The sequence below is a fragment of the Pseudoalteromonas sp. SCSIO 43210 genome (assembly GCF_054133285.1).
Genome location: NZ_CP087225.1, coordinates 678482 through 704230, shown reverse-complemented (window position 1 = coordinate 704230; position 25749 = coordinate 678482). Strand labels below are relative to the sequence as shown.

Below are 25749 nucleotides of genomic sequence, written 5' to 3'. Positions count from 1 at the left end.
ATACAATTTAAAATCAGAGACTTACACTTAAAACTCATATAATAGCAGCAAGAGTAATTTGCATATAAGCAGCAGGCCGATTACCCGCAAACCCAATATTTTCCAGTCATAAATATCATTACGTGTGATTAATTATTCCAAATTCAAGTTAGTAAATATAATGTTATGGTCTCCTAAAATCGCAACGATTTTAAGTAAATACTTGCAAACCAAAGTAATGAGCAATACCGCTTAAAATATTTGTTACCGCAACTGAACTCAAAATAAGCCCCATTATTCTACTTATTATACTTGCACCACTGTCACCAATTAATTTATGCACATGCGTAGCTAAGAGCAATAAAATTAGGACAATAGCCAACACCGCTAACATCGTTGATGATGTTATTAGCTGCTCAACCCATGTATGCTCTTCGTTACGAGTCATCAACACGGCCCCCAACATAGCACCAGGGCTTGCTATAGAAGGAATAGCCAGTGGGAAAATGGCGGTCTCAGTGCTATCTCGAACACTTTTTATTTCTGTTTCTGGTTTGCTTTCACCAAATATCATTGAAAGTGCAAAAATAAGTAATACTATGCCGCCAGCAATTTGAAATGCTGAAAGCGGAATTTCTATGGCATTAAGTAGTTGCTCACCCGCTACAACAAAAAATAAAAGCACGATGGCAGATACACCTACGGCTTTAAATATTACTTTGCGCTTAAATTTTTCATCTTCACCGCGAGTAACTGCAATAAATACAGGCACAGTGCCAATGGGGTCTATCACCGCAAAAAAGAAGATAAATATAGCTAATAATTCATGCATTACTGGGTTTCCTAGATAAAAAGCGTCTAATAAAAACGCTGCAACTACAACACAGTATGTTAGTATATCACGGTAGCGTAAGGATAAGAGAATGATGAATATAGAATCACTCGTAGGTAAAGCAAAACAAGTATGTGATAACCGTGGCGCACGTTTCACACCCATTCGTGAGAAAGTATTTCGCTTACTCGCTAGTGCCCAAGGTGGCGTGGGGGCCTATGACTTACTTGAACAATTAAAAGTAACTGAGTCAGGTGCTAAACCCGCCACTATATATCGCGCCTTAGATTTTTTGGCCGAACTAGGCTTTATTCATAAAATTGAAAGCACAAATGCATTTATGCTGTGTCATCATTTTGATCATATTCATCCCGTACAGTTATTAATTTGCGATACTTGTGGTTTTGTAAAAGAGTTACACTCTACCGTTATTTCGCATGAGCTTAATAACTTAGCGGCTGAGGGTGGATTTGTTGTTTCAGGACAAACTATCGAAGCACATGGAAAATGTGATTCTTGTAGGACATCCTAGCCCTCAAAGTTACCCATATTGGCTATACTTAATATAATTATAGTCATTTTCATAGTATCAATTTAAGAGTAAGCAATATGAATGTAGAGTTCATCAATCCTTTTTTATCTTCTTTGATAAATGTATTAAGTACCATGGCTCAAACTCAATTAAAGCCAGGTAAGCCACGTATCAAAACAGATGAAATAGCCTGTGGTGATGTGTCTGGCCTTATTGGCATGGTAGGCCCACAAACTAAAGGTTCATTTTCAATTACCTTTGATGAAGAGCTTGCATTAACTATTATGGAACGCATGCTAGGCGAACGCCCTGATTCAATTGATGAAGAAGTAACCGATATGGTCGGCGAAATTACTAATATGGTTACCGGTGGCGCTAAAAATTTATTAGGTGAAAAAGGCTTTGATTTTGATATGGCAACACCTATTGTCGTATCAGGGAAAGGGCATACAATTACCCATAAAAGCCAAGGTAAAAAAATCATCATGCCATTCACTAGCGATGCTGGTAATGCAAATATTGAAGTTAGTTTCGATAAGCTATGAGTTGGCAACAAAAGGTCATAGTATTAAAACCTCGCTCGCGGGGTTTTCATCTAATTGACGACGAAATATTGTCTCAACTCCCTGAACTTACTACTTACACAGTAGGCTTGTTACACTTATTCATCCAACATACCTCCGCTAGCCTTACTATAAACGAAAATGCCGATCCTACGGTGCGTATGGATATGGAAAGCCATTTCAATAAATTCGTTCCTGAATGCCAGCCTTATTACCGCCATGATTATGAAGGCGATGACGACATGCCCGCACATATTAAAACCAGCACATTGGGCTGTGAGTTAACTATTCCTATTTCTAATGGGTATTTAGCACTAGGTACATGGCAAGGTATTTACTTAGGTGAACATCGCAACTCTGGTGGCGCTAGGCGTATTATAGCAACGATTCAGGGGGAGCGGCTTTAATAAAAGCTTCAGGTTTTAAATTATTGACTCCTCCTACCTCACTCATACCTCATAACTTCAAAGTACAATACCTTTATTGTAGGCGCAGAGCTCACGCAAGAAGCGATAGCTTCTAACAACCAAAACTTCAATGCTGAGTATTACATATGCAATAAAATAGATAAGAGAGACTTTAAATTATAATTTTATTTGTGATTTTTAATACAGAAACTTTAAGGATATAAAAAGATTGGAGCGGTACACGAGGCTCGAACTCGTGACCTCGACCTTGGCAAGGTCGCGCTCTACCAACTGAGCTAGTACCGCATTATATTTTCATTCAACACTACAATTTCTTTTGGTTAGAAATTGGAGCGGTACACGAGGCTCGAACTCGTGACCTCGACCTTGGCAAGGTCGCGCTCTACCAACTGAGCTAGTACCGCATTATATTTTCATTCAACACTACAATTTCTTTTGGTTAGAAATTGGAGCGGTACACGAGGCTCGAACTCGTGACCTCGACCTTGGCAAGGTCGCGCTCTACCAACTGAGCTAGTACCGCATTTATTGATGGTAATTCAATCACTCAAACACACTAACCCCGCGTGGGTTATCGTCTTGAGCGGGGCAGGATTCTACAATAATACGGAGTGTTTGCAAGTGTTTTTTACAAATTAAAGAAATTTTCTCTATAGATTTTTAATTCCATAATCGAATCTTTAATATCGTCCAAAGCAAGGTGTGAGCCTTTTTTGTTCACTTTAGCAAGCACTTCAGGTTTCCAGCGACGTGCTAATTCTTTAATAGTACTTACGTCGAGATTTCGGTAATGGAAAAAGTCTTCAAGTTCACGCATGTATTTATTCATAAAGCGACGATCTTGCCCAATTGAATTACCACACATTGGTGATACACCCGCAGGCACCCACTGTTTTAAAAAATCTAACGTTTGCGCTACAGCATGCTCTTCATCGAAGGTACTTGCTTTGCAGCGCGCTGTTAACCCCGATTTACCATGCTGAGTCGTACACCACTCGTCCATACCATTTAGTAATTCATCATTTTGATGAATAGCTATAGTTGGCCCTTCGGCTAATATATTCAGGTCTGCGTCAGTGACAACCGTCGCAATTTCGAGTATTTTATCGGTCTCTGGTTCGAGTCCGGTCATTTCAAGATCGAGCCAAATTAAATTTGATTTATTAATAGTCATAATACCTAAGCGGTGCTTTCCTTTAGATCCAACGCATTTCGATATATCATATTAGCATCAACCGTCGAGCTAAAGCTTTTTTTAGGAAAAGCGACATTTAACTAAGGTTATAGGCCTCCAGTGGCAAAACAGAAAAAATTAAGTAAAGGCCAATCGCGTCAGATCAAGGCCAATCACCAAAAGCGCATTAATAGCGCAGACTCAAAACCAGCTAAAAAAGGCGCGCAAGAATGGCAAACCGATAATTTAGGTCAGGTCGAGAGCGCAATTGTGATCAGTCGTTTTGGCCAACACGCCGATGTCGAAACACAGAACGGCGATGTACTGCGTTGTAATATACGCCGTACCGTGTCAAATTTAGTGTGTGGTGATGAGGTATTGTTTCGCCGTGCCAAAGTAAGTGAAGGTGATTTAGCCGGAGTAATTGAAGCCACGCAAGAGCGTCGCTCACAACTTACCCGCCCTGACTTTTACGATGGTGTAAAAGTTATTGCAGCTAACATTGATCAAATACTCATGGTATCGGCGGTACTACCTGAGTTTACCCCAAGTATTATCGACCGCTATTTAATAGCCTGTGAAGATATGGGTATTGAGCCAATTTTAGTACTCAATAAAATAGATTTAATTGATGATGCTGGTCTTAGTGAAATACAAAAAGTTCTCGATATCTACCGTAAACTTGATTACCAAGTACTCCTTGTTAGTAATATATCGGGCAATGGTATTGATGAATTAAAAGAAGTACTTGTTGGTAAAAATAACATTTTTGTTGGTCAAAGTGGTGTGGGTAAATCAACCCTCGTTAACACTGTATTACCTAACGCTGAAATATTAACTAAAGAAGTATCTGAAAACAGCGGCCTAGGCCAGCATACAACAACTGTTTCACGCCTTCACCATTTACCAAGTGGCGGTAACCTAATCGATTCACCAGGAATTCGTGAATTTGGTTTATGGCATTTAGATGTTGAGCGTGTAACGTGGTGTTTTAAAGAGTTTAGAGAATTTATAGGCGGGTGCCGCTTTAGAGACTGTAAACATTTAAACGATCCTGGCTGTATAGTTAAAGAAGCTGTAGCCGATGGAAGAATTTCTCAATTGCGCTTTGACAGCTACCACCGAATTTTAGAAACAATGGCCGATGGCCGTGCAGGCGCCCGTGCGCCTCGCGTATAATTTAGGATAAATACTGTGAGTTTAGACAAATTTAAAATCGCAATGCAGTACGCAATGCCAAAACATTTTATTTCACGCGTAGTGGGAAAATTAGCCGCAGCTAAAGCAGGTGCTTTAACAACGACTTTAATTAAACTATTTATTAAGCAATATAAAGTAGATATGAGCGAAGCCCAATACCCAGATCCGGCTCATTATAAAAGCTTTAATGAATTTTTTACTCGCCCTCTAAAAGACGGCATGCGCCCAATGGTAGAAGATAGCAATATCATCACTCATCCAGTGGATGGTGCAATCAGCCAGCTAGGCGATATTGTTGACGGACAGCTAATACAAGCTAAAGGTCACGATTACAGCTTACAAGCGCTACTAGGCGGCTCACAAGATGATACAACACCATTTTTAGGCGGTAAGTTTGCCACCATTTATTTAGCACCTAAAGATTACCACCGTATTCATATGCCAATTGATGGCACACTAAGCAAAATGATTTACGTGCCAGGTGATTTATTTTCAGTAAACCCACTTACAGCGCAAAACGTGCCTAACTTGTTTGCACGTAATGAACGAGTAGTCGCAATTTTTGAAACTGAGATTGGTCCGCTTGCTATGGTACTTGTTGGCGCAACAATTGTAGCCAGCATAGAAACTATTTGGGCAGGTACTGTCACGCCACCAGCTGGTAGCGATGTATTTAGTTGGAAATACCCAACCACTGGCGATAACGCTATCACGCTTAAAAAGGGTGAAGAAATGGGTCGCTTTAAATTAGGCTCTACTGTGGTACTTGCATGGGGTGCTGATAAGGCTGAAATACTGGACGATCAACTACCAGAAGTGGTTACTCGCTTAGGTACTGCGTTTGCAAAAATTAACGACTAAAATAAATCGTTAATTAGAAATTAAAAAAACCGCGTTTAATTAACGCGGTTTTTTATTTTTGAAGGCGTAAAGCCTGCTCACGCGAAAAGGGCCGCTTTTGGTTTATAAGTAATTGTAGGCTATAGCGTTTATATTTTTATGGACTTCGCCCATCACGCCAGCAAGCTGTACGTCTACAGTTTGGTGCAGAAGTTTTGATATGTTGTAGACGTAGAGCTTGCTCACGTGAAAAGCGTCAGCTTTTGGTTTATATGTAATTGCAGGCTGCATCGTTTATGTTTTTATGGGCTTCGCCCATCACGCCAGCAAGCTGTGCGTCTACAAGCTTGGTGCAAAAATTTGATATGTTGTAGACGTAGAGCTTGCTCACGTTAAAAGCGTCAGCTTTTGGTTTATATGTAATTGCAGGCTTATAGCGTTTATATCTTTATGGACTTCGTCCATCACGCCAGCAAGCTGTGCGTCTACAAGCTTGGTGCAAAAATTTTGATGTGTTGTAGACGTAGAGCTTGCTCACGTGAAAAGCGCAGCTTTTGGTTTATATGTAATTGCAAGCTGCATCGTTTATATTTTTATGGGCTTCGCCCATCACGCCAGCAAGCCGTGCGTCTACAGTTTGGTGAAGAAGTTTTGATGTGTTGTAGACGTAGAGCTTGCTCACGTTAAAAGCGCCGCTTTTGGTTTATATGTAATTGCAGGCTGCATCGTTTATGTTTTTATGGGCTTCGCCCATCACGCCAGCAAGCTGTGCGTCTACAGTTTGGTGCAGAAGTTTAATGCGTTGTAGACGTAGAGCTTGCTCACGTTAAAAGCGCAGCTTTTAGTTTCTTAAAGCCACATGTAGTAACAGGCACAAGCCCCTTCAAAACCTATTTACCACACTCTTTACACTCTGAATCTTTAATCACTTTAAAATGCTGTTGCTTTAAAGTAAGCGCATCGAAGGTTATAAACATACATCCCTCTGCATGCCCCAGCAATAAATTGAGCGTAAGTTGCGCCTGCATAGAGCCTATTACACCAAGTAGCGGGCTAATTACTCCTGCGTTACTGCAATTTATAACCGGTGTAGCTTCGCTTTGTGGAAAAACACAGCCATAACATGGGCTATCACTTTGCCTAAAATCAAAGCCCATTAACTGCCCTTTGGTTGCGAGTGCAGCACCAGAAATTAACGGTGTTTTATTAGCAATACAATAACGATTAACACTATAGCGAGTACTAAAGTTATCAGAGCAATCAAGTACTATGTCAGCACCTTTTAGAATATTAGTGGCATTACTCTCATCTAGCTTTTGACAATGCGTTACTATGTTTATTTGATTATTCAGGCTCGCTAATACTTTACCCGCTGCAGCGACCTTGCTTTGCCCTAAGTGGTTTATTTTATAAAGCACTTGGCGCTGTAAGTTTGAAAGCTCAACCTCATCATCGTCAATTAAAATAAGCGTTCCAATACCCGCAGCGGCCAAATATAAAAGTGCTGGGCTACCTAAACCACCAGCCCCAACTACTGAAACCGTTGAGGATTTAAGTGCTAACTGCCCTTCAAGCCCAACTTCTTCAAGCAATAAATGGCGGCTGTAACGCAGGGTTTCTTTATCGCTTAGCTCACTCACGTTTATCAGCCTTATTAGTATTACCCTTGTTAGTTTTAATTGGCACTGCTTATGGCCACTTGCAGAGCGCTTATAGCCTCTACGTAATTATCAGCCTCGGTAATCGCACGCACTACGGCAACACTGCCTACGCCTGTTTTAGCTACCTGCTCAGCACGGCTTAAATCAATCCCACCTATTGCTACTGTTGGGTAGCTTTGCATAAGCGGCACAAATTTAATCAGCTTTTCAAGACCTTGTATTTGCCCTGTCATGTCTTTGGTGGTGGTTGGGTAAATAGCACCAAATGCCATATAACTAGGGCGATAATTATGCGCACGTAGCATTTCATAAAAACCATGAGTAGAAAGCCCAAGCCTTAGCCCAGCGTCTTTAATTGCCGCTAAATTAGCAATGTCTAAATCCTCTTGCCCTAAATGCACGCCATATGCACCGTGCTTAATAGCTAACTGCCAGTAGTCATTTATAAATACCTGTGCGTTGTATTGCTTGCCCAGCTCAACAGCATGCTTAATGAGCCCATCAAGCTCATCTTGCGTTTTATTTTTAACGCGTAACTGCGCTGTTTTAATGCCTTGTTGTAAGCACTTTTCTAACCAATCGGTGCTATCAACAACCGCATATAAGCCCAGCGATTTACTTTCACAAGGTGCAAAATCAGCAGCCATATTAAAATCAAGCGGCACATCGAAATCTAGTTCATCGCCCAGCCAGCTACCTGGCTCAATTACTTGTGGGTAGTCAGCTAAATTAGTGGGAAACGAGGTCTGAGCAACCGGTCCAATCCCCTCGCCGTATCGAACAGACTGCTTTAGCCCTTGGTTTATATATGCTTTAGCTAAAATGAAGGCATCTTTTAATGGGTAGTCTTTAGCTAAACACGCAGCAATTACCGAAGCCATGCTACACCCGGTGCCGTGGTTATGCGGTGTTTGTATTTTTTGATTGCCTAACCAATATTCTTCACCATTTTGTGTATTACTATCAATACAATAGTCAATGCAGTAGCCACTTGGGTAATCCCAATGTCCGCCTTTAATAACAACGGCTTTTGCACCCCAGCTTAATAGCTTATTAGCCGCTTCTTTTATTGCAGCTGGGCCAATTAAATACACACCGGTTAATAACTGTGTTTCGTGGGTGTTTGGGGTTATTACATCAACCAGCGGCAGTAAACATTCTTTTATTGCGCTGACGGTGTCTTCTTCTGTTAGTAAGTCACCGCTTGAGGCAATAGCAACAGGGTCATATACAATAACGGGAGGCGCAGGCCACTTAGCTTTATAGTGGCTTATATGTTCGCTGATCAACTGAATTTGCTGCACATTGGCTAACATGCCAATTTTTATCACTTTGGCTTTCATGTCTTTTTCAAGCGCTAGTAACTGCGATTCAATAATATCGGTAGACACTGCATTAATAGCCTCTACGCCTAAACTATTTTGTGCAGTAAGCGCCGTGATTGCCGTGCAGCCATGTACACCAAAACTTTGCATTGCTTTTATATCAGCTTGAATACCGGCACCGCCGCCAGAATCAGAACCGGCAATTGTCCATACTACGTTATTCATATTCTTTCCTTCACTGCTGATGCCAAAATGGCATACCCATTGTTGGGGTTGATGGGGCTGCAACGTCTTTTTCCGGCATCGCTTTTGCTTGATATGCAAAGCGCCCTGCTTCAACTGCGCCTTTAAATGCGCGGCTCATAGTAATTGGGCAACCCGCCCCTGCAATGGCTGAATTTAATAATACCGCATCATACCCCATTTCGAGTGCTTGGCAGGCATGCGATGGCAAACCTAAACCTGCATCTACTATTAATGTGGTATCGGGTAAGCGCTCTCGAATAGTTTTTAAATTATAACTATTTAACAAGCCCTTACCCGTGCCTATTGGCGCACCCCACGGCATAAGCACCTCACACCCTAGCTCATTTAAGCGCTGGCAAAGTACTAAGTCATCGGTGCAATAAGGTAATACTTTAAAGCCATCATTAATTAATATTTTTGTCGCTTCAAGTAACGCAAAAGGGTCAGGCTGTAAATTGTAATCATCGCCAATCAGCTCTAGCTTAATCCAGTCGGTGGCAAATACCTCTCGGCACATTTTTGCAAGCGTTATAGCTTCTTTAACGCTGTGGCACCCTGCGGTATTAGGGAGTATTTTTAAACCTGTATTTTTTATTAACTGCCAAAAGTCATCACCCGCTGCTGCACTTTGTTGGCGCCTAAGCGACACGGTTACAATTTCAGCGCCAGAGGCGACTATCGATTGGGTCATAATGTCGGGTGACGGATAAAGCGCAGAGCCTATCAATAAACGACTCTTTATTTGCTCTCCATAAATAGTTAAACAGTCTTTAGTTTGCATGAGCTTTATCCGCCTTGAATGGGTGACAGTAACTCAACACTGTCGCCTTCATTAAGTACATAGTTACTGTGCCGACTTTGTGGAATAAATTCGCCATTAACAGCCACAGCAAAAGGCGCAACTGCACCAAAACTTTGAAGTACCTCAACGAGCGCTTTGCTATTAACATTAAGTAGCTCGCCATTAATTGTAATGTTCATTTTATTCTCACTCTATTCGTGAAACTACTTGCGCCACTAATGCCGGTGCCAGCATATAACCATGACGATATAAGCCGTTAATGCTAATTACATTGCCAACTTGTGATACTTCTGGGCGGTTATCGCTAAATGCAGGGCGTAATCCGGCTTGAATATTAAGTAGTCGTGCTTCGGCAAATCCGCTGTGTACGGTATAAGCCGCTGAAAGTAACTCAAGAGTTGATCGCACTGTTGCGGCGCCGCTATCTTGCGATTCTATTTCGGTCGCACCAATTACATATTCATGATTAGGTTTAGGCGCTATATAAATTGGGTAACGCGGATGCATTAAACGCACAGGTCGCGTTAAATTTACTTCAGGTGCATATAGCCTTGCTACTTCACCGCGCACACCTCTAAGCGGTTTATCGCTTTTAGCACCAAGCCCACGACAATCAATAATGTAGTCAAATGGTCGATTATTTATTTCGCCGTTTTTAATGGTTACGCGCTGGTTAAACACACACTTAACTTTGCGCTTGTTGAGCATGGTAAAACTTGCTTTATAAAAGGCTTGGTTATCTATTTGCCCCTCGCAGGGTAAAAATAGACCTTGGTTAAACCGATTAGCAAGCTCTGGCTCTAACTGCGCTATTTGCTGAGCATTCAATGCCTGAGCGCTGTGCCCTGCTATAGGCTTTATTCTCTGGGTAAAGCTTTGTAAATCGCCTTTATCTTGCTGATGCGCAACGACCAATGTGCCTTGCTGCTGAAAAAAAACTTCACTTTCAAGTTCTGCAATAATGCCCGGCCAGCGTTTCATTGAATCAAGCCCCATTAAAGCTAAATCAGCCTCACACAATACCGACTCAGCAAGCGGGGCAAGCATTGCTGCTGCCACTTTACCGGCGCTATTTGGGGTTTGCTCGTCGTCTGCTTCAAACACCGTTACATGATGCAACTTACTTAGCTCAAGGGCAGCTAAGCGCCCTGCTAAACCAAAACCCACCACAGCAATGTTATAAAACATAAAACCTCCAAAAGCAGTTATTAGTAGGTGCGAACTCACTCGCACTTCTTCAATGTTTAAAGAAGCGAGGTATAAAACCTCACCTACATCTGTATCTAACTTATTGCTATACCGCTTTGTGGTAAATTTCTGAGCCTGTTTGCTTAAACTGGGCAGATTTAGCTTTCATTTCGGCTTCTACATCAATCATTTTTATTTCAATAGCGTCGCCAGCGTCATTTGGATCAATACCGCGTGTTTCTAAATCTTTAGCGTAATCGCGTACTTCTTGGCTAATTTTCATAGAGCAAAATTTAGGGCCACACATAGAGCAAAAGTGAGCCACTTTGCCTGACTCTTGTGGAAGGGTTTCGTCGTGATACTCGCGAGCACGGTCTGGATCTAAACCTATATTAAATTGGTCATGCCATCTAAACTCAAAACGCGCTTTTGATAAGGCGTTATCACGCTCTTGCGCGCCAGGGTGCCCTTTTGCTAAATCGGCGGCATGCGCTGCAATTTTGTAAGTAATTAAACCTTCTTTGACATCTTCTTTATTTGGCAGACCCAAATGCTCTTTAGGTGTTACATAACAAAGCATTGCACAGCCGTACCATGCTATTTGGGCCGCCCCAATACCTGAGGTGATATGATCGTACCCTGGTGCAATATCGGTCGTTAACGGGCCTAAAGTGTAAAATGGCGCTTCGTCGCAATGCTTTAATTGCTCATCCATATTGGCTTTAATCATATGCATTGGCACATGCCCTGGGCCTTCAATAAATACTTGTACGTCGTGCTTCCACGCAATTTTAGTCAGTTCACCTAATGTGCGTAGCTCACTAAACTGCGCTTCATCGTTGGCATCAGCAATAGAGCCTGGACGAAGGCCATCACCGAGTGAAAAACACACATCGTATTGTTTTAAAATTTCGCAAATGTCTTCAAAGTGCGTGTATAAAAAGTTTTCTTTGTGATGCGCTAAACACCACTTAGCCATAATTGAGCCACCGCGCGACACAATACCGGTTACACGTTTAGCGGTCATTGGTACATAACGCAGTAATACACCCGCATGAATAGTAAAGTAATCAACACCCTGCTCGGCTTGCTCAATTAGCGTATCGCGAAAAATTTCCCACGTTAAATCCTCAGCCACACCGTTTACTTTTTCAAGCGCTTGATAAATCGGTACTGTGCCAATAGGTACAGGCGAATTACGCACAACCCATTCGCGGGTTTCGTGAATGTAACGACCCGTTGATAAGTCCATCACGGTGTCTGCCCCCCAGCGGGTAGACCACACCATTTTTTCTACTTCTTCTTCAATAGATGAGCTGACCGACGAGTTACCAATGTTGGCGTTAACTTTAACTAAAAAGTTACGACCTACAATCATAGGCTCTGTTTCTGGATGGTTTATATTATTTGGTAAAATAGCGCGACCACGGGCTATTTCGTCGCGTACAAACTCTGGGGTAATAAATTCAGGAATACTCGCACCAAACGACTCGCCTTTATGCTGCGCGGCTAGTAATTCTTTACGAATTTCTGCACGTCCCATATTTTCGCGAACGGCTACGTATTCCATTTCAGGAGTAATAATCCCTTGGCGTGCGTAGTGCATTTGCGTTACGTTTTTACCAGCGACACCACGGCGAATTTTTGGCAAGTGATCAAAGCGAATATGATCCAGCCCTTCATCTGCCATGCGCTGCTGCGAAAACTGCGACGTCACTGATTCTAAAATTTCAGTGTCACCACGGTTTTCAATCCATTGTTCACGAAATTTTGGTAAGCCTTTACGCACGTCTAGTTCAAAATTAGGATCGGTATACGGGCCCGAAGTATCGTAAACGCGAAGCGGATCGTTTGACTCATAAACAGGGTTTTCATCTGTACCGCCAATAAACGTATCACTTAACGTGATTTCACGCATACCAACGCGCACGCCTGGTTGAGTACCTTCAACGTATACTTTATGAGAATTTGGGAACGGTTGACCCGTTAAGTTATAAATATATTCAGACGCGGCAGCGCGAGTTTCTCGGCGCGACGCTTTATTTGTAGTGTTTGACATGACTTGCCTCATTGCTTAAGGGTTGTCTTGTCAGATATTCCAAAGGAATAGAGAAAGATCGTAAAGTAGCGTACATGCTACTTTGCAGCCTAAAAAATAAATCACTTTATTGTGCGCATAAAAAAAGACGCACAAGCGTCCCATTTTAGGCAGCTTGTTCCCTACGCAGGTATTAACCTGATCAGGTTCACGGATCCCGCTTTCGCGATCTCAGCCAAAAACTAATTACTTAGCTTTGGCACTCCGACAAGTATTGATATATAAATTCTGTTCATTAATTTGATATATTATTCATCAAATCTGCGCTGAGTGTACGTCAGTTAAAAACTGCCCGCAAGGGGCTGTTTTTCAAAAACTTAAAATTATTTAGGGATAAACACAAATGTTTGCTCGCCTTGCATGACTAATTGCTGGTCTTGCATTTTAAGCTCTGCGCCTTGATTTAAGGCTTGTAATAACTGCTGCTCAAACTCATCAATTTCTTTGCCGCACGACTTGCGCGTCATACCTAACTTGCTTACAGTCAGGTTACTTTCTTCAAGCGAACCTTCACCAAAAAATTTGTTACAGCCAGCAAAACCGTTTACTTGCAGTGCTTCAATAAAACTCATTGATGCATTAAACGAAGGTGGAATTGCTAAACCATCAACACGTGATAATTGCCATTGGGTGTATTTTAGCTGCTCACTGGTAACCGTCCCTGTCGATGCGCAACCAACACATAAACCGATTATAAGCATCGGTATTGCTGCTAATTTCATGCTACTACTAACTAATTGTCTAATTACTGTAATAATAACAATATTTATGCGATTTATCCGTTAAAAATGCATGTTTAAAATGTAAATTTTTGTTCTATGATAGTTCAAAAGTTACGCTACTACGCACTAAGTTGTAGTTTTGAATACATTATCTATTTGATCAGGCAAAAATGGGCGGCCTTTTTCATTAACCGACGTTCCTATTATTAGTGCATTGAGCATTACTTTTTCATCGTATTTACGAACAACCGTTTGCTTAAATGCAAATTTAAGGCGACTTATACGCTGCGGCTCTACAGCCACATAAAACTCATCACCCGGTAAGAGCGAATGCTTATAATCCATTTCACTGCGCATCACGACTAGATTAATTTTATCTTTTGCTAACTGAGCAAAATCAATACCATTTGCGTATAAAAATTCGTGGCGAGCGTGCTCCAAATAATTAAAATACACACTGTTATTTACAATGCCTTGTAAGTCACATTCGTAATCACGCACTTTAAAGTCAACTTTAAAGGTCATATTAATAATCCTAATTATTTAACGTATAATTGCCGAGTTTATAGCACATGTGCTCAAATAATTGCTACCATACGAGTCCCTAAAATGGAGTTAAGTAACCTAATGAACTTACGTTTGTCTTTAATTACCGCAGCACTTTTACCGCTGCTTGGTGCACCACTTGCAGCTAACGCTGACGATAGCAACCTAGAAAGAATTGTTGTAACTGGCGATTTTCAACGCGAAAGCATTCAAACCTTAAGCGCAAGCGCAAGCTTATTCAGCGAAGAAGAAATTAATCTACGTGGTGCAAGTTACTTAGACGAAATATTAGGCAGTACCGCCAATGTAAACTTTACTTCTGGCGCGTCGCGCGGACGCTATATCCAAATCCGTGGCGTGGGGCTTCGCTCACAATTTGTAGACCCGATTAATCCATCAGTTGGTTTAGTTATTGATGGTATTAACTATTCTGGCCTTGGTGGCAGCTCATTATTATTTGATATAGACCAAGTAGAAATTTATCGCGGCCCACAAGGCACTCGCTTTGGCGCAGACGGTATGGCCGGCATGATCCAAATGGGTTCAGCTAAAGCCACAAGCGATCCAAGTTTAAAATTACAAGTAGGTGCTGGCACATACAACACACGCGAAGCAGGCATTGCAGCAAGCACAGGCTTAACAGATGACACTAGCGCACGCGTTAGCTACTTTCGCAGAAAGTCAGACGGTTACGTAGATAACCTGTACTTAAATGACGAAACACAAAATCAAGACGAGCAAGTAGCGCGTTTTAAATTAAACAGTCAGCTTACAAAGCATTTAAATACTGAGCTAAACCTTCACTATATTGATATAAACAATGGTTACGATGCGTTTACGCTTGATAACAGCCGCAATAGTGTTGCCGATGAACCAGGCCAAGATAATCAACAAAGCTACGCAATAGGCGTTAATAATACTTACACGGGCTTTGACGCTTTTGATGTAAATCTAAACCTATCGGCTATTGATTCCGAATTACTTTACAGCTTTGACGAAGACTGGGGTTGTAACGATACAAGTGAGCCAAATTTATGTGCTGCTGGCTTACATCCTGATGGATACAGCTCAACCGATCTTTACAGCCGCGATCGCGATGACCAATCAGTAGATTTACAATTTAATTCTAAAACAGGTAACTGGGTTGCGGGTATTTATTACCAAAACCGTGATGTTGATTTAGAGCGCCAATACACATGGTTAGCAAGCCCGTTTTCTTCAACTTACGAAACCAGTAACGTTGCAGTATATGGTCAAGTAGCGACTCCAATTGGTTCTAAAACAACACTCATTACAGGTTTACGTGTAGAGCAATACCAAGGTGACTACACCGATAGCAATGGCTTTATACAAGACACTGACGATGTAATGGTTGGCGGTAAAATTGCGCTAGAGTATCAAGTAATTGATCGTACGATGATCTACACAAGTATTACGCGTGGCTACAAAGCCGGTGGTATTAACTCAGAAGCACTGGCTAAAGCGAAAGATGAAGGCTTAAACCTAAGCGCTGATTTTTTCCAGCAGCACACCAGTTTCGACCCTGAATATTTATGGAGTGGCGAATTCGGCGTTAAAGGCTCATCACTTGATGACAAATTTACACTTCGCTTAGGTGCATTTTACATGCACCGCGATGATATTCAGTTAAAAGCATGGCAAGTAGAAGGTCAGCAATTTACCGGTTATGTTGATAACGCAAGTTCTGGCAGCAATTACGGACTAGAAGTTGAAGGTAGTTACCAACTAACTGATAATCTGTTTTTAACAGGTAGCGCTGGTTACTTAAACACTGAAATAGACGACTTTGTAACACAATCAGGCTTAAATCAAGACGGTCGCGAACAAGCACAGTCACCTAAATACCAGTATGCGTTTACTGCTCGTTATAACTTTACAAGTGAGCTTTACGGTATGATTGGTGTTGAAGGTAAGGACGATTATTACTTCTCTGATAGCCACAACTCACAAGCACCAAGCAGTAACTTAGTTAATTTAAGCTTTGGCTATGAAGCAGACATGTGGGCAGTACGCGCATGGGCTCGTAATGTATTTGACGAAACAGTCCCTACACGTGGCTTTGAATTTGGTAATGACCCACAAGATGGCTACGCAACACATACCTACACACAATTAGGTGAGCCTCGTGTAGCAGGTGTTACCTTTACACTTAATCTGTAAAGCACAGCCGTTGGCTTTCAAATGAAAGCTACAGCAAGCAATAAAAAACACCGCGTTTAATTTAAACGCGGTGTTTTTATTTGTAGGTGAGGTTTTATACCTCGCTTTTTTATAAAGTTAAATTACATGAGCGCGAAGTAAATTCGCACCTACAGGTCAAGCATCACACTCTTTGCATATCAAACATAAATAATAATAAAATGTGTTGTAGACGTAGAGCTTGCTCACGTGAGAAGCGAAGCTTCTTATTACTTTAAACTAACCAAATAAAAAGACCTTAAGGCTTCGCTTTAACGCGCCAGCAAGCTGTGCGCCTACAAGTCCAGCATTACGCTCTTTGCACATCAAACGCGATTACGTCTTTAATTTTTTCTTTATTTGTTGCGAGCATTACCAATCTATCTATACCCAAAGCCACCCCTGCGCACTGTGGTAATCCATGCTCCAGCGCTTTAATTAAACGCTTATCCATTGGTACTTGCTTTAAACCGTTTTCAGCGCGGTATGCGTTATCTTCATTAAAACGTTTAGCTTGCTCACTAGCATTTGTGAGTTCGTTAAAGCCGTTAGCCAATTCCATATTTTTATAATAAAGCTCAAAGCGCCCTGCTACACGTGTATCGTGTTCACAAATTTGTGCCAGTGCCGCTTGAGAAGCTGGAAAGTGATACACAAAACATGGCTTATCTTGCCCTATTGTGGGCTCTACTTTCATACAAAATAATAATTGCAGTAAGGTATCTTTATGCGTTTCATTTTGGGCTATATCAGCAAACCCCTGCTCACACGCTAGTTGCTTTAATTGCTCTATGCTTGCTGTTAACGGATCGAGCCCAAGTGCTTGTTCAAACGCTTGCTGATAGGTAAGCCTTGTTGCAGGCTCGACATCTAAAACAAGCCGCATTAGCTCATCCATTTCATCCATAAGTGCAAATTCATCAAAGCCTGGGCGATACCATTCCAGCATTGTAAATTCAGGATTGTGATGACTACCGGCTTCTTCATTTCTAAATGCTTTACAAAGCTGAAAAATAGCGCCTGAGCCTGCCGCTAACAAGCGTTTCATAGCAAACTCTGGAGATGTTTGTAAAAATAGAGGAAGCCCACCTGCGTGCCCTGGGCCTACAAATTTAGTATTAAAACTGGCTAAGTGTACATCGGTTACACTGGCACTACTCAAACTTGGTGTTTCGACTTCCATTACATCACGCGTATAAAAAAACTCACGAATGCTACGTAATATCGCTGCACGTTGTTTTAGTGTTTCAATGCTTGCGCTTGGGGCCCAAAGATCTGCTGACATATTTTCTCCAAAAAAAATCCCAGCTTAAGCTGGGATTTTATAAACAATGTTAAAGCTTACTTAACACGGCTTACGTATTCACCGTTACGAGTGTCTACTTTAATTACTTCGCCAATTTGTACGAATAATGGAACTCGTACTACAGCGCCTGTACTAAGCGTTGCTGGTTTACCACCAGTGCCCGCTGTATCGCCCTTAAGGCCAGGATCTGTTTCAGTGATCTCAAGCTCAACAAAGTTAGGTGGTGTAACAGCAATAGGGCTGCCGTTCCATAATGTGATTGTACATAAATCATTTTCAACTAACCATTTAACAGCATCGCCTAGTGCTTTTTCGTCAGCGGCAATTTGCTCAAATGTTTCGTTGTTCATGAAATGCCAAAATTCGCCGTCTGTGTATAGATACGCTAAATCTGTATCCATTACATCAGCACCTTCAACTGATTCACCCGATTTAAAGGTTTTTTCAAGCACCTTACCAGAGATAAGTTTACGGATACGAACACGGTTGAACGCCTGGCCTTTACCAGGTTTTACCATTTCATTTTCTAAGATACTGCAAGGCTCGCCGTCCATCATAATTTTTAGGCCGCCCTTGAACTCGTTGGTGCTATAATTCGCCATCGTTTCCTCTATTTATATTTTTTCGAGTAATCTACATGCCAATGATACAAAGAAATGAAGCAAATTTGCATAAAAACTGGCAAAAAGAATTAGCAAATGTAGTTACCTGCCCAAAGACCTTGCTTGAAATGGTCGGTTTATCGAGCCAAGTCCATGAAAACGACCTAAAAGCCCGCAGTTTATTTGCGGTACGCGTGCCTATCCCTTTTATAAAAAAAATACGCAAAGGCGATCCAAACGATCCTCTTTTATTGCAAGTCATGCCACGCCATCAAGAATTTTTGACTAAATCGGGTTTTAATAAAGATCCCCTACTTGAGCAAGATAACGAACAACCCGGCCTTTTACATAAGTATAAATCGCGTGTTTTAGTAATGTTTAAAACCGGCTGTGCAGTAAATTGTCGTTACTGCTTTAGAAGGCATTTTCCGTATCAAGAAAACCAACTTAATAAAAAAAGTCTGCTTGAAACACTAAGCTACATAAAATCAGATGCTGATATAAACGAAGTGATTTTAAGTGGCGGCGATCCACTTATGGCCAAAGATGATGCAATAAGCTGGTTTTTAGATGAGCTTGAGCAATTACCACAAATTAAACGAATGCGAATTCATAGCCGTTTACCTGTTGTTATTCCTGCACGTATTACCAATGAGTTATGTGAACGATTAGCAAAATCGCCATTAAAAATTATTTTTATTAATCACATAAACCACGCCAACGAAATAGACGCTGATTTTAAAGCTGCCATGCAAAAGCTTAAACAAGCAAACGTAACGCTTTTAAACCAAGCTGTAATTTTAAAAGATGTGAACGATACGCTCGATGCGCAAATAAATCTAAGCGAAGCGTTATTTGACGCAGACGTATTACCGTATTATTTGTATTTGCTAGATAAAGTTGAAGGGGCCAGCCACTTTGATATTAACGAAGAAGACGCAATAAAAATAATGGCAGAGCTATTAAAAGCTCTGCCTGGATTTTTAGTGCCTAAGTTAGTTAGAGAAATAGGTGGTCAAAAAAGCAAAACACCTATCGATCTTAAGCTAATTTAAACGTATATATTTACGTTGTTACCCAATGATGCCGTTACCGACTTAGCCGGTGTTTGTGCACTCGACGATTGTGCAGCACCTTCAATAAGTGCAAGTGCTGCTGCGCCATCTGCTAGTTGCTGCTTTTTAGATAAAGCAGCGCTATAAAGCTCACTGCCTTGGCCTGAGCCAGAAACAGCGGGTAAACTTGTGCCTGATATATTCATATAACAAACCTGACTTTTAAATGTAATCCAAGTATTATGTCGGCCATGCAGTACAAAGCTTTAGGAAAACCATGGATTCAATTATTGAACAACTCAATACTAATTTAAAAATTGTTTATCGTCAGGCGCTTGATGCCGACAAAAAACTCGATGAACTACAGCAGCAAGGCCATGGCAAATTTAAAGCCTTATTTGCACAAGATGCTGGATTTAGCTTTGAAGCTAAACGTTTTAAGCCTTATGTTCTTGACGTAGCCGCTGACGTTGAAAGCTTATCTAACGATGGTTTTGATGAAGAAAAACTTAAAACTACCGTTATTAAGTTACAGCAAATACTCACGCTGTTAGCTACTTTTAAGTAAAACTTAAAAATAGAAATGCCGCTATTTAGCGGCATTTTTATTTTAAGTTAATCTAAACTTGGTAATATTTGTTCACCAAACCACTGCGTTAATAAGCGTTTTTCGTAATAAAATGATTCTTCGCGGCCCATTTTAATTTTATCCATAAAGCCCATATCTTTAAGCTCTACATCACTGCCTTTATTAAGTACGCTACCATCTTTATCTGTTAACGAATAATTGAGCTTAATGCGCGGAAAATAGATTGGTTTTACTACACGTATTTCATCCATACCGCCGTATCGCACATCACCGGCTAAATCTAAATCAGTGAACTCTACGTTTAATTTATAACCTTTTGGTAGCTGCTCAGCAAGCTTAGCCATATGTTTTTCAAAGCTACTTGCAATGTGTTTATGATACGACCCTCTGGCTTGATTCGACGCTCGTACATCACGATAATCGTTAAAGTCATGCCATTTAACAATAGACTCCCCAGCATGAGCAAATACAGGGAGTGCTATACACATTGTCATTGCTATTTTCTTAACTGAATTCATATCGTTCTCCAAAAAGGTGTACCAATTACAATAGAGTGAATTGCAATAAGCCCAGTATTCATACCTAAATTACCAATGGCATATTAACAGTCATTCATTAACTATAACTTAACCATACCTTTTAAATTTTTGACAGTATTTTGTCGCTTGCGGCTTCAATTAAATCAAGCACATTTTCAAAGCCATCATCACCGCCGTAATAAGGATCGGGAATCGCACTAACGCTCTGTTCACCAAACTCTAAAAACAACGCTAATTTGTACTGTAAATGCGCAGGGCACTGGGCTTTTAAATCAGCTAAATTTTGTGTATCGGCCGCTAAAATTAAATCAAATTCAGTAAAGTCACTTGTGCGTACTTTACGCGAATAAATACCTTTAAAACTATAACCGCGCTTCTCCCCTGCTGCCATTGAACGACTATCAGGCGTTTTACCTTCGTGGTAACCAATAGTCCCTGCCGAATCGACTTTAACGTTAACGCCAAGCTTTTTAGCACGGGCTTTTAATACCGCCTCTGCGGTTGGCGAGCGGCAAATATTACCTAAACAAACAACTAATATTTTTTTCATTAGACACTCCTTTAAACATTAAAAACTAAAACTGTTTTAAAATGCTCGCATCATACTCATCAGCATTTAGCGTTACGTTATGTTGCGCTGCAACAGATTCAAGCTCAGCTTGTTTAATGGCTAAATCGTCCATGGTGATTAGATTATCGTCTAGCTGCCACAATAACCGAGAGCCCGCGTAGCTATAATGAATCGCTAATAACGCATCGGCATTGCCTTCACGGCCAGCGGCTTTTAACTTAGCCATTTTACGGGTTATTTTATTAAGTGCTTTTTTAAGCTCCCACACATAAACAACTTCAGTCATAAAGCTATGTGTACGGTATTTATGAAGTAACCACGCAAGCCCAACGCTTGTAATAGCAACACCTATTAAGTTCCAATGAAAGTGGCTACCACTTTCATCAGGAAATAAAGCAATCAGCGTTTGCGATATAGCCAAGCTGCCTACAGCCAAACCAATACCACATCCTGCAATAACACGGTTTAAATGTTTACGGTAACGCGCTTTATTTATTTCAATGAGTTGCATAACAGCCTAAAAAGTTAAGTTTTAATATTTGCGAATGGCTATTGTAACTAAACCCCAGATTTTTTATAAAATTATTTCACCCCTTTTTGATTTGCCACCCGTTATAGCTTTGAAAACACCCTAATGCATTAATTTGGAGCGGCTTATGCACACACTTGAAGTACCTAACAACCCAGTATTTATTAAAACATCGACCGCCGTTATTGGCGGCGCCGCAATGACCTTTGCAGCTTTTGCGTTTATGCAATATTTAATAAGTGGCGAGCAACGCGCACCGGTTAAACCAGGGGGCGATATTATAGTAGAGATTTTTCAGGCACCTGAGGATTCAAAAGTCAGGCATATACAAAAAATACAGCCGCCACCGTCAATGCCTAAAGTGCCGCCAAAAGCACCACCGCTTGATACATCAGCCGATCCTGTGTTGGCAATTAGCGACTTTACGCCAGTTACAATTGATGATTTTGGTGACGACATTAATAATACCATTAATCGCCCAACAGGGGATGCAACACCCATAGTGCGCATAAACCCTAAATACCCAACCACAGCCGCGCGCGATGGTATTGAAGGTTGGGTACAACTAAGCTTTAGTATTTCGCCCACCGGTGAAGTAATCGACCCGGTAGTTATTAACGCCGAACCCAAACGCACCTTTAATCGCGAAGCAATAAGAGCAATTAAACGCTGGAAATATCGCCCCAAAGTAATTGAAGGTGTGGCACAATTACAAACAGGTCAAACCGTACAGCTCGATTTTAAATTAGATAACTCTATTTAATGGACTAAACGCCTATGCTACTAAGTATTAAGTCATGGTTATTTGAAACGCCAAGCAAGGACTGCATGGCAAGTTACGCAAAAAGTGGCGACAATCGTTACTTAGAGCAGCTTATTGCCCTCTACAGTAACGACTTATACCACTACCTTGTTACGCAATCTAATACGCATTTAGCATACGACGTAAGCCAACAAACATGGCTAAAAGTAATCGAAAAACGCCACCTTTACCAAGCGCAAACCACACCTAAAGCGTGGTTGTTTAAACTTGCCCGCAACACACTCATTGACGAATACCGCAAGCAACAGCACTTTGTAGAGCTTGACGAAAACACGCATTTAGCAGCACAAAATGATAAGAGCGAAAGCGACTTAACTAGTGGAGACTTAACTAGTGGAGACTCGCATATAGGCAGCTCAAACATAAGTTACGAAGCGTTCGACGCCGCCCTAAAACAACTTACCTTTGTACAGCGCGAAGCCATAACCTTGCAACAAGAAGGCTTTTCGCTCACCGACATAGAGCTTATAACGCAAAGCAACCTTGAGACCATTAAAACAAGGCTGCGCTATGCTAAGCAAAATCTTAAACGTTTATTAGGAGCAAACAATGAACAAGCCTGATGAGCCGCTTGATCAAAAGCTCACACAACATTACAAAGAGCGAAAAGCGCGCACAACACTTACAAGCACTCAGCAAAAAGCGCTACTTAAAAAGGCCACGCACACAAAGCCTAAAAAGTTCGGCTTTACGCTGCAGCTAACCAGCCTTGCCTGCGCACTGGGTGTATTTGCTTTTATTGTGTTTGATAATAAAGATGGCATTAACCACGCGCCTAAAACCGTACTTAACAGCGGATTTAACACTATAGACATTCACGACTATTCAATTATTAAAACACACGAAATAAACCAAGCTGGTAGCTACGCAAGCTCTATTAAAGAGCAAAAACACGCGCTTGATAGTCAATTAGCTAACGATTTACGCCGCCACCAACAGCGCCATATAGAATACGGCACTCTGGTGAAGGTAGATAACGACTGGTACATAGCCAGCTGTAATGACGAGGTACTCGTGCAAATTAAGCATTCACTGCTCAATGATTTAAAGGGTAAACACGCGGTTGAAAACGATATAAATACGGGTGATATGCTCGCTATGGCACATAACGGTAAAGGGCAGATTATAGCGCTTAAACATGCGGGCGCTGGGGTTAAGCAGTGTGGGGCTTAGGTGGATTGGTCCAGTTGAGATTGGTGGTAATTTAGATAAATATTACCACCGAGAACACAGAGGCGCTTCGCGCTGCACAGAGATAGTTAACTATCGCCCATGTAATCTAATGGTGAGGAAAGCTCGATAAAATCACGGTAGTGCTCTTTGGTAATTTCTTTATAGCCATCTTTTATGTAAATATAACTTAACCATAATAGTGTAATATTGCCAACCCTAGGCTTTCTCACATCAGCATTTGCTAAGTTTTGTTCAGCGCTATGAAGTGCCGTTACATTCTCACTACTTGAACTAACCATTGCAGCCAAAGAATTTGTTGTATTATTAAATACTCTGCAAAAGATACTATCAATAAATTCAGCTAGTTGTATAGAGTAATTTCCAGTAGCAAAATTATTATTTCTACTTGCCATTTGACCTAAGTAGAATGAATTTGTGTAAGATAATGGTTCAATAAAGTATTTTATCTCAGCTAGTTGTTGTACTTCTTGAATACTCTGTTTTAAAAAATTATTTAAGCTTATATTTCGTACTTCGCCCTTATGGTTTTTTCCATCTCGTTTAAACCTTCCTGTTATTACCTCTTCATAAAGTGAGTGGTCTTTTTCATAAATACAAAATAAGATAGCGAGAACGAGTACATCTACTTTTTTACCTCTTGGTAAATTTACAATAATGGCAGTAATTCGCTCAGTAATCTGAATGGCTGTTCTTGCTGATACCTGAAACGCATCTAAAACAACTGAGATATTAGCTAAAGCGGTTTCTGGTGTCTGTGTTCGAGGGAGTATCTCAATTTTTTTACTTTTTAAATGCGCAGATTCAAATTTAGTTGTATCACTATGTACTGATAAAAAATCCTTTAAAACAGGTCGTTTTAAGCTATAGCGGCTATTAAAAAAACGGCCTAGGTAAATCTTAGCATCAAAGCCTTCACCATAAATTGATTTGATTGTATGTTGGAGTTGTTCTGTATCCGTTGCTACAACAAACACGATACCTTTAACATCAAAAATATGTTTAATCGTCTCTAACATTTCTACTGCATAACTTGGGCGGCAGCGATCTAATTCATCAATAAAAATAAATATGGGTAACGACTTACCTTCCTGCTTCTCAAACTTACTGACCCAATCAGCTAACTTAGACTTTATTACTTCAATACTCTTATTTTTAGCTTCATGATCTTTAATTAAGTTTTGTGCAAGCGCCTTTACTGCCGGTGAAAAGTCGCTGCCCGTCAGCTTATTAGAATTTTGATTTTGGTCATTTTCAATTTCTTCATCAGAAAATAGTAATGTGTGTAACTCATCTAAATCGATGCCTGATATTTTTTTAGTTAAACCTTGTGCAATAGCAGGTGCAACAGCCTTAAACATCGAAACTGCGCTTTTAGGTATTGTTATATTAAACTTAGCCTGCAGTTGAAGCTGCTTTATAATACCTGCAATTACAGTTAAAAATGGGTCGTCTGAATAGTCTTGCTGCCATGCATCAATATATACAACAGGATAATCTACTATTAATTCTTGTGACCAACGCTTAAGAAAATAGGTTTTACCTGCCCCCCATTCAGCATTTAAGTTTAATACATAGTTTTTCTTTTGTTCATCATCCGGCCTGCTTTCGTCAAACCCCTCTTGAGCCAATAGCCTTGATAAGAACGTGGCGTAGCGAGCACGATCTAATTTATCTGCAGGAAAATATTCTTCTAATGGAGGCTTAGTTGCTTTACTCCAATTGAATTCTTTCATTTAATTCCTTTTAAATAATACTTTTTTATATAGTGCCACATATCAATAAGTAAACGTGAGTTCTGTGCAATTTTTTAATTATTCACTCTATTTTTTTCAAGCTAACGCCCGACGCGCCAGCAAGCTATGCGCCTACAAAAAATATACATATACTTGGCTTTATAGGTGCAAACTACATTGGAGATCCGTTGGGTTTCGTGCTGCTCAATCTACGTATGTTAAAAGTATCAGGCCGTCATCAAATAAGCTGGCGATAGCCGTGTTTTAACACCGGTAAGTAAGTCCTCCCGATGCAATAGAAAATACGTCGCCGCCCATAGATAAAATTACAAAAAGGGATCCATGGCAATACCTCTTGGCTGAAGCTTTATGCGTCACAAAATCTAAAATAAAGTTTTTAAATACTCAAAGTAAAAAACTAAACCTTAGAGCAGTGATTTGAATTGAAACTCAATACTTCTCAATTCAATACT

The 25749-nt window shown here is 40.7% G+C and carries 28 protein-coding genes, 3 tRNA genes and 1 riboswitch; of the genes, 11 read left to right on the top strand and 20 right to left on the bottom strand.

Annotation, left to right across the window (positions count from 1 at the left end):
• Positions 1 to 190 precede the first annotated feature (190 nt).
• Positions 191 to 811 carry a MarC family protein gene (locus LOS73_RS03100; protein WP_007378742.1) on the bottom strand — a complete coding sequence of 207 codons (621 nt, stop codon included), beginning with the start codon at positions 809 to 811 and terminating at the stop codon, positions 191 to 193.
• A gap of 94 nt (positions 812 to 905) precedes the next feature.
• Here LOS73_RS03100 and LOS73_RS03095 point away from each other — a divergent pair, with 94 nt between their 5' ends.
• From LOS73_RS03095 to LOS73_RS03085, 3 genes are all read left to right on the top strand, one after another.
• A complete protein-coding gene (locus LOS73_RS03095; RefSeq protein ID WP_033015589.1) occupies positions 906 to 1343 on the top strand; it encodes a transcriptional repressor in 438 nt (145 codons plus the stop codon).
• A gap of 77 nt (positions 1344 to 1420) precedes the next feature.
• Entirely contained in the window at positions 1421 to 1888 is a 468-nt protein-coding gene (locus LOS73_RS03090; RefSeq protein WP_007378744.1) for a chemotaxis protein CheX, read from the top strand.
• Entirely contained in the window at positions 1885 to 2313 is a 429-nt protein-coding gene (locus tag LOS73_RS03085; protein WP_008135799.1) for a secondary thiamine-phosphate synthase enzyme YjbQ, read from the top strand. The genes LOS73_RS03090 and LOS73_RS03085 overlap by 4 nt, the downstream gene beginning before the upstream one ends.
• 230 nt (positions 2314 to 2543) lie before the next feature.
• Here LOS73_RS03085 and LOS73_RS03080 read toward each other — a convergent pair.
• The 4 genes from LOS73_RS03080 to orn form a co-directional block, all read right to left on the bottom strand.
• A tRNA-Gly gene (locus LOS73_RS03080) sits at positions 2544 to 2619 on the bottom strand.
• A gap of 43 nt (positions 2620 to 2662) precedes the next feature.
• Positions 2663 to 2738: transfer RNA gene (locus LOS73_RS03075), tRNA-Gly, on the bottom strand.
• Between the two features lie 43 nt (positions 2739 to 2781).
• Positions 2782 to 2857, bottom strand: a tRNA-Gly gene (locus LOS73_RS03070).
• A gap of 105 nt (positions 2858 to 2962) precedes the next feature.
• Positions 2963 to 3508 (bottom strand): oligoribonuclease, encoded by a 546-nt coding sequence (gene orn / locus LOS73_RS03065; protein ID WP_007378746.1) that lies wholly within the window; start codon positions 3506 to 3508, stop codon positions 2963 to 2965.
• A 120-nt stretch (positions 3509 to 3628) separates the two neighbouring features.
• Between orn and rsgA the strand changes: the two genes are divergently transcribed.
• A complete protein-coding gene (rsgA, locus tag LOS73_RS03060; protein ID WP_007378747.1) occupies positions 3629 to 4687 on the top strand; it encodes a small ribosomal subunit biogenesis GTPase RsgA in 1059 nt (352 codons plus the stop codon).
• A 15-nt stretch (positions 4688 to 4702) separates the two neighbouring features.
• Positions 4703 to 5569, top strand: coding sequence for an archaetidylserine decarboxylase (gene asd, locus LOS73_RS03055; RefSeq protein ID WP_007378748.1), 867 nt, complete (start codon positions 4703 to 4705; stop codon positions 5567 to 5569).
• A gap of 869 nt (positions 5570 to 6438) precedes the next feature.
• Here the strand turns inward: asd and LOS73_RS03050 are convergent.
• The 8 genes from LOS73_RS03050 to LOS73_RS03015 form a co-directional block, all read right to left on the bottom strand.
• Positions 6439 to 7188 carry a HesA/MoeB/ThiF family protein gene (locus tag LOS73_RS03050; RefSeq protein WP_457934456.1) on the bottom strand — a complete coding sequence of 250 codons (750 nt, stop codon included), beginning with the start codon at positions 7186 to 7188 and terminating at the stop codon, positions 6439 to 6441.
• A 35-nt stretch (positions 7189 to 7223) separates the two neighbouring features.
• Positions 7224 to 8759, bottom strand: coding sequence for a thiamine phosphate synthase (gene thiE / locus LOS73_RS03045; RefSeq protein ID WP_033031967.1), 1536 nt, complete (start codon positions 8757 to 8759; stop codon positions 7224 to 7226).
• Positions 8760 to 8769: 10 nt separating this feature from the next.
• Complete coding sequence (locus LOS73_RS03040) at positions 8770 to 9561, bottom strand: thiazole synthase (RefSeq protein WP_033031965.1); 792 nt, start codon at positions 9559 to 9561, stop codon at positions 8770 to 8772.
• Positions 9562 to 9566: 5 nt separating this feature from the next.
• Entirely contained in the window at positions 9567 to 9761 is a 195-nt protein-coding gene (gene thiS, locus LOS73_RS03035) for a sulfur carrier protein ThiS (protein WP_002960781.1), read from the bottom strand.
• A 7-nt stretch (positions 9762 to 9768) separates the two neighbouring features.
• Positions 9769 to 10770: an FAD-dependent oxidoreductase gene (locus LOS73_RS03030; RefSeq protein WP_033031963.1), complete on the bottom strand. Its 1002-nt coding sequence runs from the start codon at positions 10768 to 10770 to the stop codon at positions 9769 to 9771.
• Between the two features lie 106 nt (positions 10771 to 10876).
• Positions 10877 to 12829, bottom strand: coding sequence for a phosphomethylpyrimidine synthase ThiC (gene thiC, locus LOS73_RS03025; RefSeq protein ID WP_234047867.1), 1953 nt, complete (start codon positions 12827 to 12829; stop codon positions 10877 to 10879).
• Between the two features lie 141 nt (positions 12830 to 12970).
• Positions 12971 to 13085: riboswitch (TPP riboswitch) on the bottom strand.
• A 106-nt stretch (positions 13086 to 13191) separates the two neighbouring features.
• The gene (locus LOS73_RS03020; RefSeq protein ID WP_033031959.1) at positions 13192 to 13590 is read right to left on the bottom strand and encodes an META domain-containing protein; all 399 of its coding nucleotides are present in this window, start codon (positions 13588 to 13590) and stop codon (positions 13192 to 13194) included.
• A gap of 126 nt (positions 13591 to 13716) precedes the next feature.
• On the bottom strand, positions 13717 to 14115 hold the full coding sequence (locus tag LOS73_RS03015) for an acyl-CoA thioesterase (RefSeq protein WP_007378757.1): 399 nt from the start codon (positions 14113 to 14115) through the stop codon (positions 13717 to 13719).
• 84 nt (positions 14116 to 14199) lie between these two features.
• Here LOS73_RS03015 and LOS73_RS03010 point away from each other — a divergent pair, with 84 nt between their 5' ends.
• The gene (locus LOS73_RS03010) at positions 14200 to 16317 is read left to right on the top strand and encodes a TonB-dependent receptor (protein WP_457934455.1); all 2118 of its coding nucleotides are present in this window, start codon (positions 14200 to 14202) and stop codon (positions 16315 to 16317) included.
• Between the two features lie 328 nt (positions 16318 to 16645).
• Here LOS73_RS03010 and epmA read toward each other — a convergent pair whose 3' ends face one another.
• Complete coding sequence (gene epmA / locus LOS73_RS03005) at positions 16646 to 17620, bottom strand: elongation factor P--(R)-beta-lysine ligase (protein ID WP_033031955.1); 975 nt, start codon at positions 17618 to 17620, stop codon at positions 16646 to 16648.
• 56 nt (positions 17621 to 17676) lie between these two features.
• The gene (gene efp, locus LOS73_RS03000; protein ID WP_024596699.1) at positions 17677 to 18243 is read right to left on the bottom strand and encodes an elongation factor P; all 567 of its coding nucleotides are present in this window, start codon (positions 18241 to 18243) and stop codon (positions 17677 to 17679) included.
• A 41-nt stretch (positions 18244 to 18284) separates the two neighbouring features.
• On the opposite strand from efp, the gene epmB reads away from it, so the two are divergent.
• The gene (gene epmB / locus LOS73_RS02995) at positions 18285 to 19298 is read left to right on the top strand and encodes an EF-P beta-lysylation protein EpmB (protein ID WP_457934948.1); all 1014 of its coding nucleotides are present in this window, start codon (positions 18285 to 18287) and stop codon (positions 19296 to 19298) included.
• Here epmB and LOS73_RS02990 read toward each other — a convergent pair.
• Positions 19295 to 19504, bottom strand: coding sequence for a hypothetical protein (locus LOS73_RS02990; RefSeq protein WP_002960797.1), 210 nt, complete (start codon positions 19502 to 19504; stop codon positions 19295 to 19297). The genes epmB and LOS73_RS02990 overlap by 4 nt on opposite strands.
• A 71-nt stretch (positions 19505 to 19575) precedes the next feature.
• On the opposite strand from LOS73_RS02990, the gene LOS73_RS02985 reads away from it, so the two are divergent.
• The gene (locus LOS73_RS02985; RefSeq protein ID WP_002960798.1) at positions 19576 to 19866 is read left to right on the top strand and encodes a hypothetical protein; all 291 of its coding nucleotides are present in this window, start codon (positions 19576 to 19578) and stop codon (positions 19864 to 19866) included.
• A gap of 47 nt (positions 19867 to 19913) precedes the next feature.
• On the opposite strand, the gene LOS73_RS02980 is transcribed toward LOS73_RS02985, so the two are convergent.
• From LOS73_RS02980 to LOS73_RS02970, 3 genes are all read right to left on the bottom strand, one after another.
• Positions 19914 to 20405 carry a DUF3016 domain-containing protein gene (locus tag LOS73_RS02980; protein ID WP_007378815.1) on the bottom strand — a complete coding sequence of 164 codons (492 nt, stop codon included), beginning with the start codon at positions 20403 to 20405 and terminating at the stop codon, positions 19914 to 19916.
• 121 nt (positions 20406 to 20526) lie between these two features.
• On the bottom strand, positions 20527 to 20976 hold the full coding sequence (locus LOS73_RS02975) for a low molecular weight protein-tyrosine-phosphatase (protein WP_457934454.1): 450 nt from the start codon (positions 20974 to 20976) through the stop codon (positions 20527 to 20529).
• Between the two features lie 25 nt (positions 20977 to 21001).
• Complete coding sequence (locus tag LOS73_RS02970; RefSeq protein ID WP_007378817.1) at positions 21002 to 21508, bottom strand: DUF3087 domain-containing protein; 507 nt, start codon at positions 21506 to 21508, stop codon at positions 21002 to 21004.
• A gap of 145 nt (positions 21509 to 21653) precedes the next feature.
• On the opposite strand from LOS73_RS02970, the gene LOS73_RS02965 reads away from it, so the two are divergent.
• Genes LOS73_RS02965 through LOS73_RS02955 form a run of 3 tightly spaced genes read left to right on the top strand, consistent with a single transcriptional unit; the run spans position 21654 to position 23522 of the window.
• Entirely contained in the window at positions 21654 to 22289 is a 636-nt protein-coding gene (locus LOS73_RS02965; RefSeq protein ID WP_457934453.1) for an energy transducer TonB, read from the top strand.
• A 14-nt stretch (positions 22290 to 22303) separates the two neighbouring features.
• Positions 22304 to 22912: a sigma-70 family RNA polymerase sigma factor gene (locus LOS73_RS02960; protein ID WP_457934452.1), complete on the top strand. Its 609-nt coding sequence runs from the start codon at positions 22304 to 22306 to the stop codon at positions 22910 to 22912.
• Positions 22899 to 23522 carry a hypothetical protein gene (locus LOS73_RS02955; RefSeq protein ID WP_457934451.1) on the top strand — a complete coding sequence of 208 codons (624 nt, stop codon included), beginning with the start codon at positions 22899 to 22901 and terminating at the stop codon, positions 23520 to 23522. The genes LOS73_RS02960 and LOS73_RS02955 overlap by 14 nt, the downstream gene beginning before the upstream one ends.
• Before the next feature lie 86 nt (positions 23523 to 23608).
• Here LOS73_RS02955 and LOS73_RS02950 read toward each other — a convergent pair whose 3' ends face one another.
• A complete protein-coding gene (locus tag LOS73_RS02950; RefSeq protein WP_457934450.1) occupies positions 23609 to 25276 on the bottom strand; it encodes a KAP family P-loop NTPase fold protein in 1668 nt (555 codons plus the stop codon).
• Positions 25277 to 25749: the final 473 nt, after the last annotated feature.

What these genes read in the sequence shown, in the direction of transcription:
- LOS73_RS02955 (WP_457934451.1), top strand. Translation starts at nt 22,899, where the DNA reads ATGAACAAGCCTGATGAGCCGCTTGATCAAAAGCTCACACAACATTAC.
- LOS73_RS03090 (WP_007378744.1), top strand. Translation starts at nt 1,421, where the DNA reads ATGAATGTAGAGTTCATCAATCCTTTTTTATCTTCTTTGATAAATGTA.
- LOS73_RS02985 (WP_002960798.1), top strand. Translation starts at nt 19,576, where the DNA reads ATGGATTCAATTATTGAACAACTCAATACTAATTTAAAAATTGTTTAT.
- LOS73_RS02965 (WP_457934453.1), top strand. Translation starts at nt 21,654, where the DNA reads ATGCACACACTTGAAGTACCTAACAACCCAGTATTTATTAAAACATCG.
- epmB (WP_457934948.1), top strand. Translation starts at nt 18,285, where the DNA reads ATGATACAAAGAAATGAAGCAAATTTGCATAAAAACTGGCAAAAAGAA.
- LOS73_RS02990 (WP_002960797.1), bottom strand. Translation starts at nt 19,504, where the DNA reads ATGAATATATCAGGCACAAGTTTACCCGCTGTTTCTGGCTCAGGCCAA.
- LOS73_RS03015 (WP_007378757.1), bottom strand. Translation starts at nt 14,115, where the DNA reads ATGACCTTTAAAGTTGACTTTAAAGTGCGTGATTACGAATGTGACTTA.
- thiE (WP_033031967.1), bottom strand. Translation starts at nt 8,759, where the DNA reads ATGAATAACGTAGTATGGACAATTGCCGGTTCTGATTCTGGCGGCGGT.
- LOS73_RS03095 (WP_033015589.1), top strand. Translation starts at nt 906, where the DNA reads ATGAATATAGAATCACTCGTAGGTAAAGCAAAACAAGTATGTGATAAC.
- thiS (WP_002960781.1), bottom strand. Translation starts at nt 9,761, where the DNA reads ATGAACATTACAATTAATGGCGAGCTACTTAATGTTAATAGCAAAGCG.
- LOS73_RS03100 (WP_007378742.1), bottom strand. Translation starts at nt 811, where the DNA reads ATGCATGAATTATTAGCTATATTTATCTTCTTTTTTGCGGTGATAGAC.
- LOS73_RS02960 (WP_457934452.1), top strand. Translation starts at nt 22,304, where the DNA reads ATGCTACTAAGTATTAAGTCATGGTTATTTGAAACGCCAAGCAAGGAC.
- thiC (WP_234047867.1), bottom strand. Translation starts at nt 12,829, where the DNA reads ATGTCAAACACTACAAATAAAGCGTCGCGCCGAGAAACTCGCGCTGCC.
- LOS73_RS02950 (WP_457934450.1), bottom strand. Translation starts at nt 25,276, where the DNA reads ATGAAAGAATTCAATTGGAGTAAAGCAACTAAGCCTCCATTAGAAGAA.
- LOS73_RS02970 (WP_007378817.1), bottom strand. Translation starts at nt 21,508, where the DNA reads ATGCAACTCATTGAAATAAATAAAGCGCGTTACCGTAAACATTTAAAC.
- LOS73_RS02975 (WP_457934454.1), bottom strand. Translation starts at nt 20,976, where the DNA reads ATGAAAAAAATATTAGTTGTTTGTTTAGGTAATATTTGCCGCTCGCCA.
- epmA (WP_033031955.1), bottom strand. Translation starts at nt 17,620, where the DNA reads ATGTCAGCAGATCTTTGGGCCCCAAGCGCAAGCATTGAAACACTAAAA.
- LOS73_RS03040 (WP_033031965.1), bottom strand. Translation starts at nt 9,561, where the DNA reads ATGCAAACTAAAGACTGTTTAACTATTTATGGAGAGCAAATAAAGAGT.
- orn (WP_007378746.1), bottom strand. Translation starts at nt 3,508, where the DNA reads ATGACTATTAATAAATCAAATTTAATTTGGCTCGATCTTGAAATGACC.
- efp (WP_024596699.1), bottom strand. Translation starts at nt 18,243, where the DNA reads ATGGCGAATTATAGCACCAACGAGTTCAAGGGCGGCCTAAAAATTATG.
- LOS73_RS03020 (WP_033031959.1), bottom strand. Translation starts at nt 13,590, where the DNA reads ATGAAATTAGCAGCAATACCGATGCTTATAATCGGTTTATGTGTTGGT.
- LOS73_RS03085 (WP_008135799.1), top strand. Translation starts at nt 1,885, where the DNA reads ATGAGTTGGCAACAAAAGGTCATAGTATTAAAACCTCGCTCGCGGGGT.
- LOS73_RS03010 (WP_457934455.1), top strand. Translation starts at nt 14,200, where the DNA reads ATGGAGTTAAGTAACCTAATGAACTTACGTTTGTCTTTAATTACCGCA.
- LOS73_RS02980 (WP_007378815.1), bottom strand. Translation starts at nt 20,405, where the DNA reads ATGAATTCAGTTAAGAAAATAGCAATGACAATGTGTATAGCACTCCCT.
- LOS73_RS03030 (WP_033031963.1), bottom strand. Translation starts at nt 10,770, where the DNA reads ATGTTTTATAACATTGCTGTGGTGGGTTTTGGTTTAGCAGGGCGCTTA.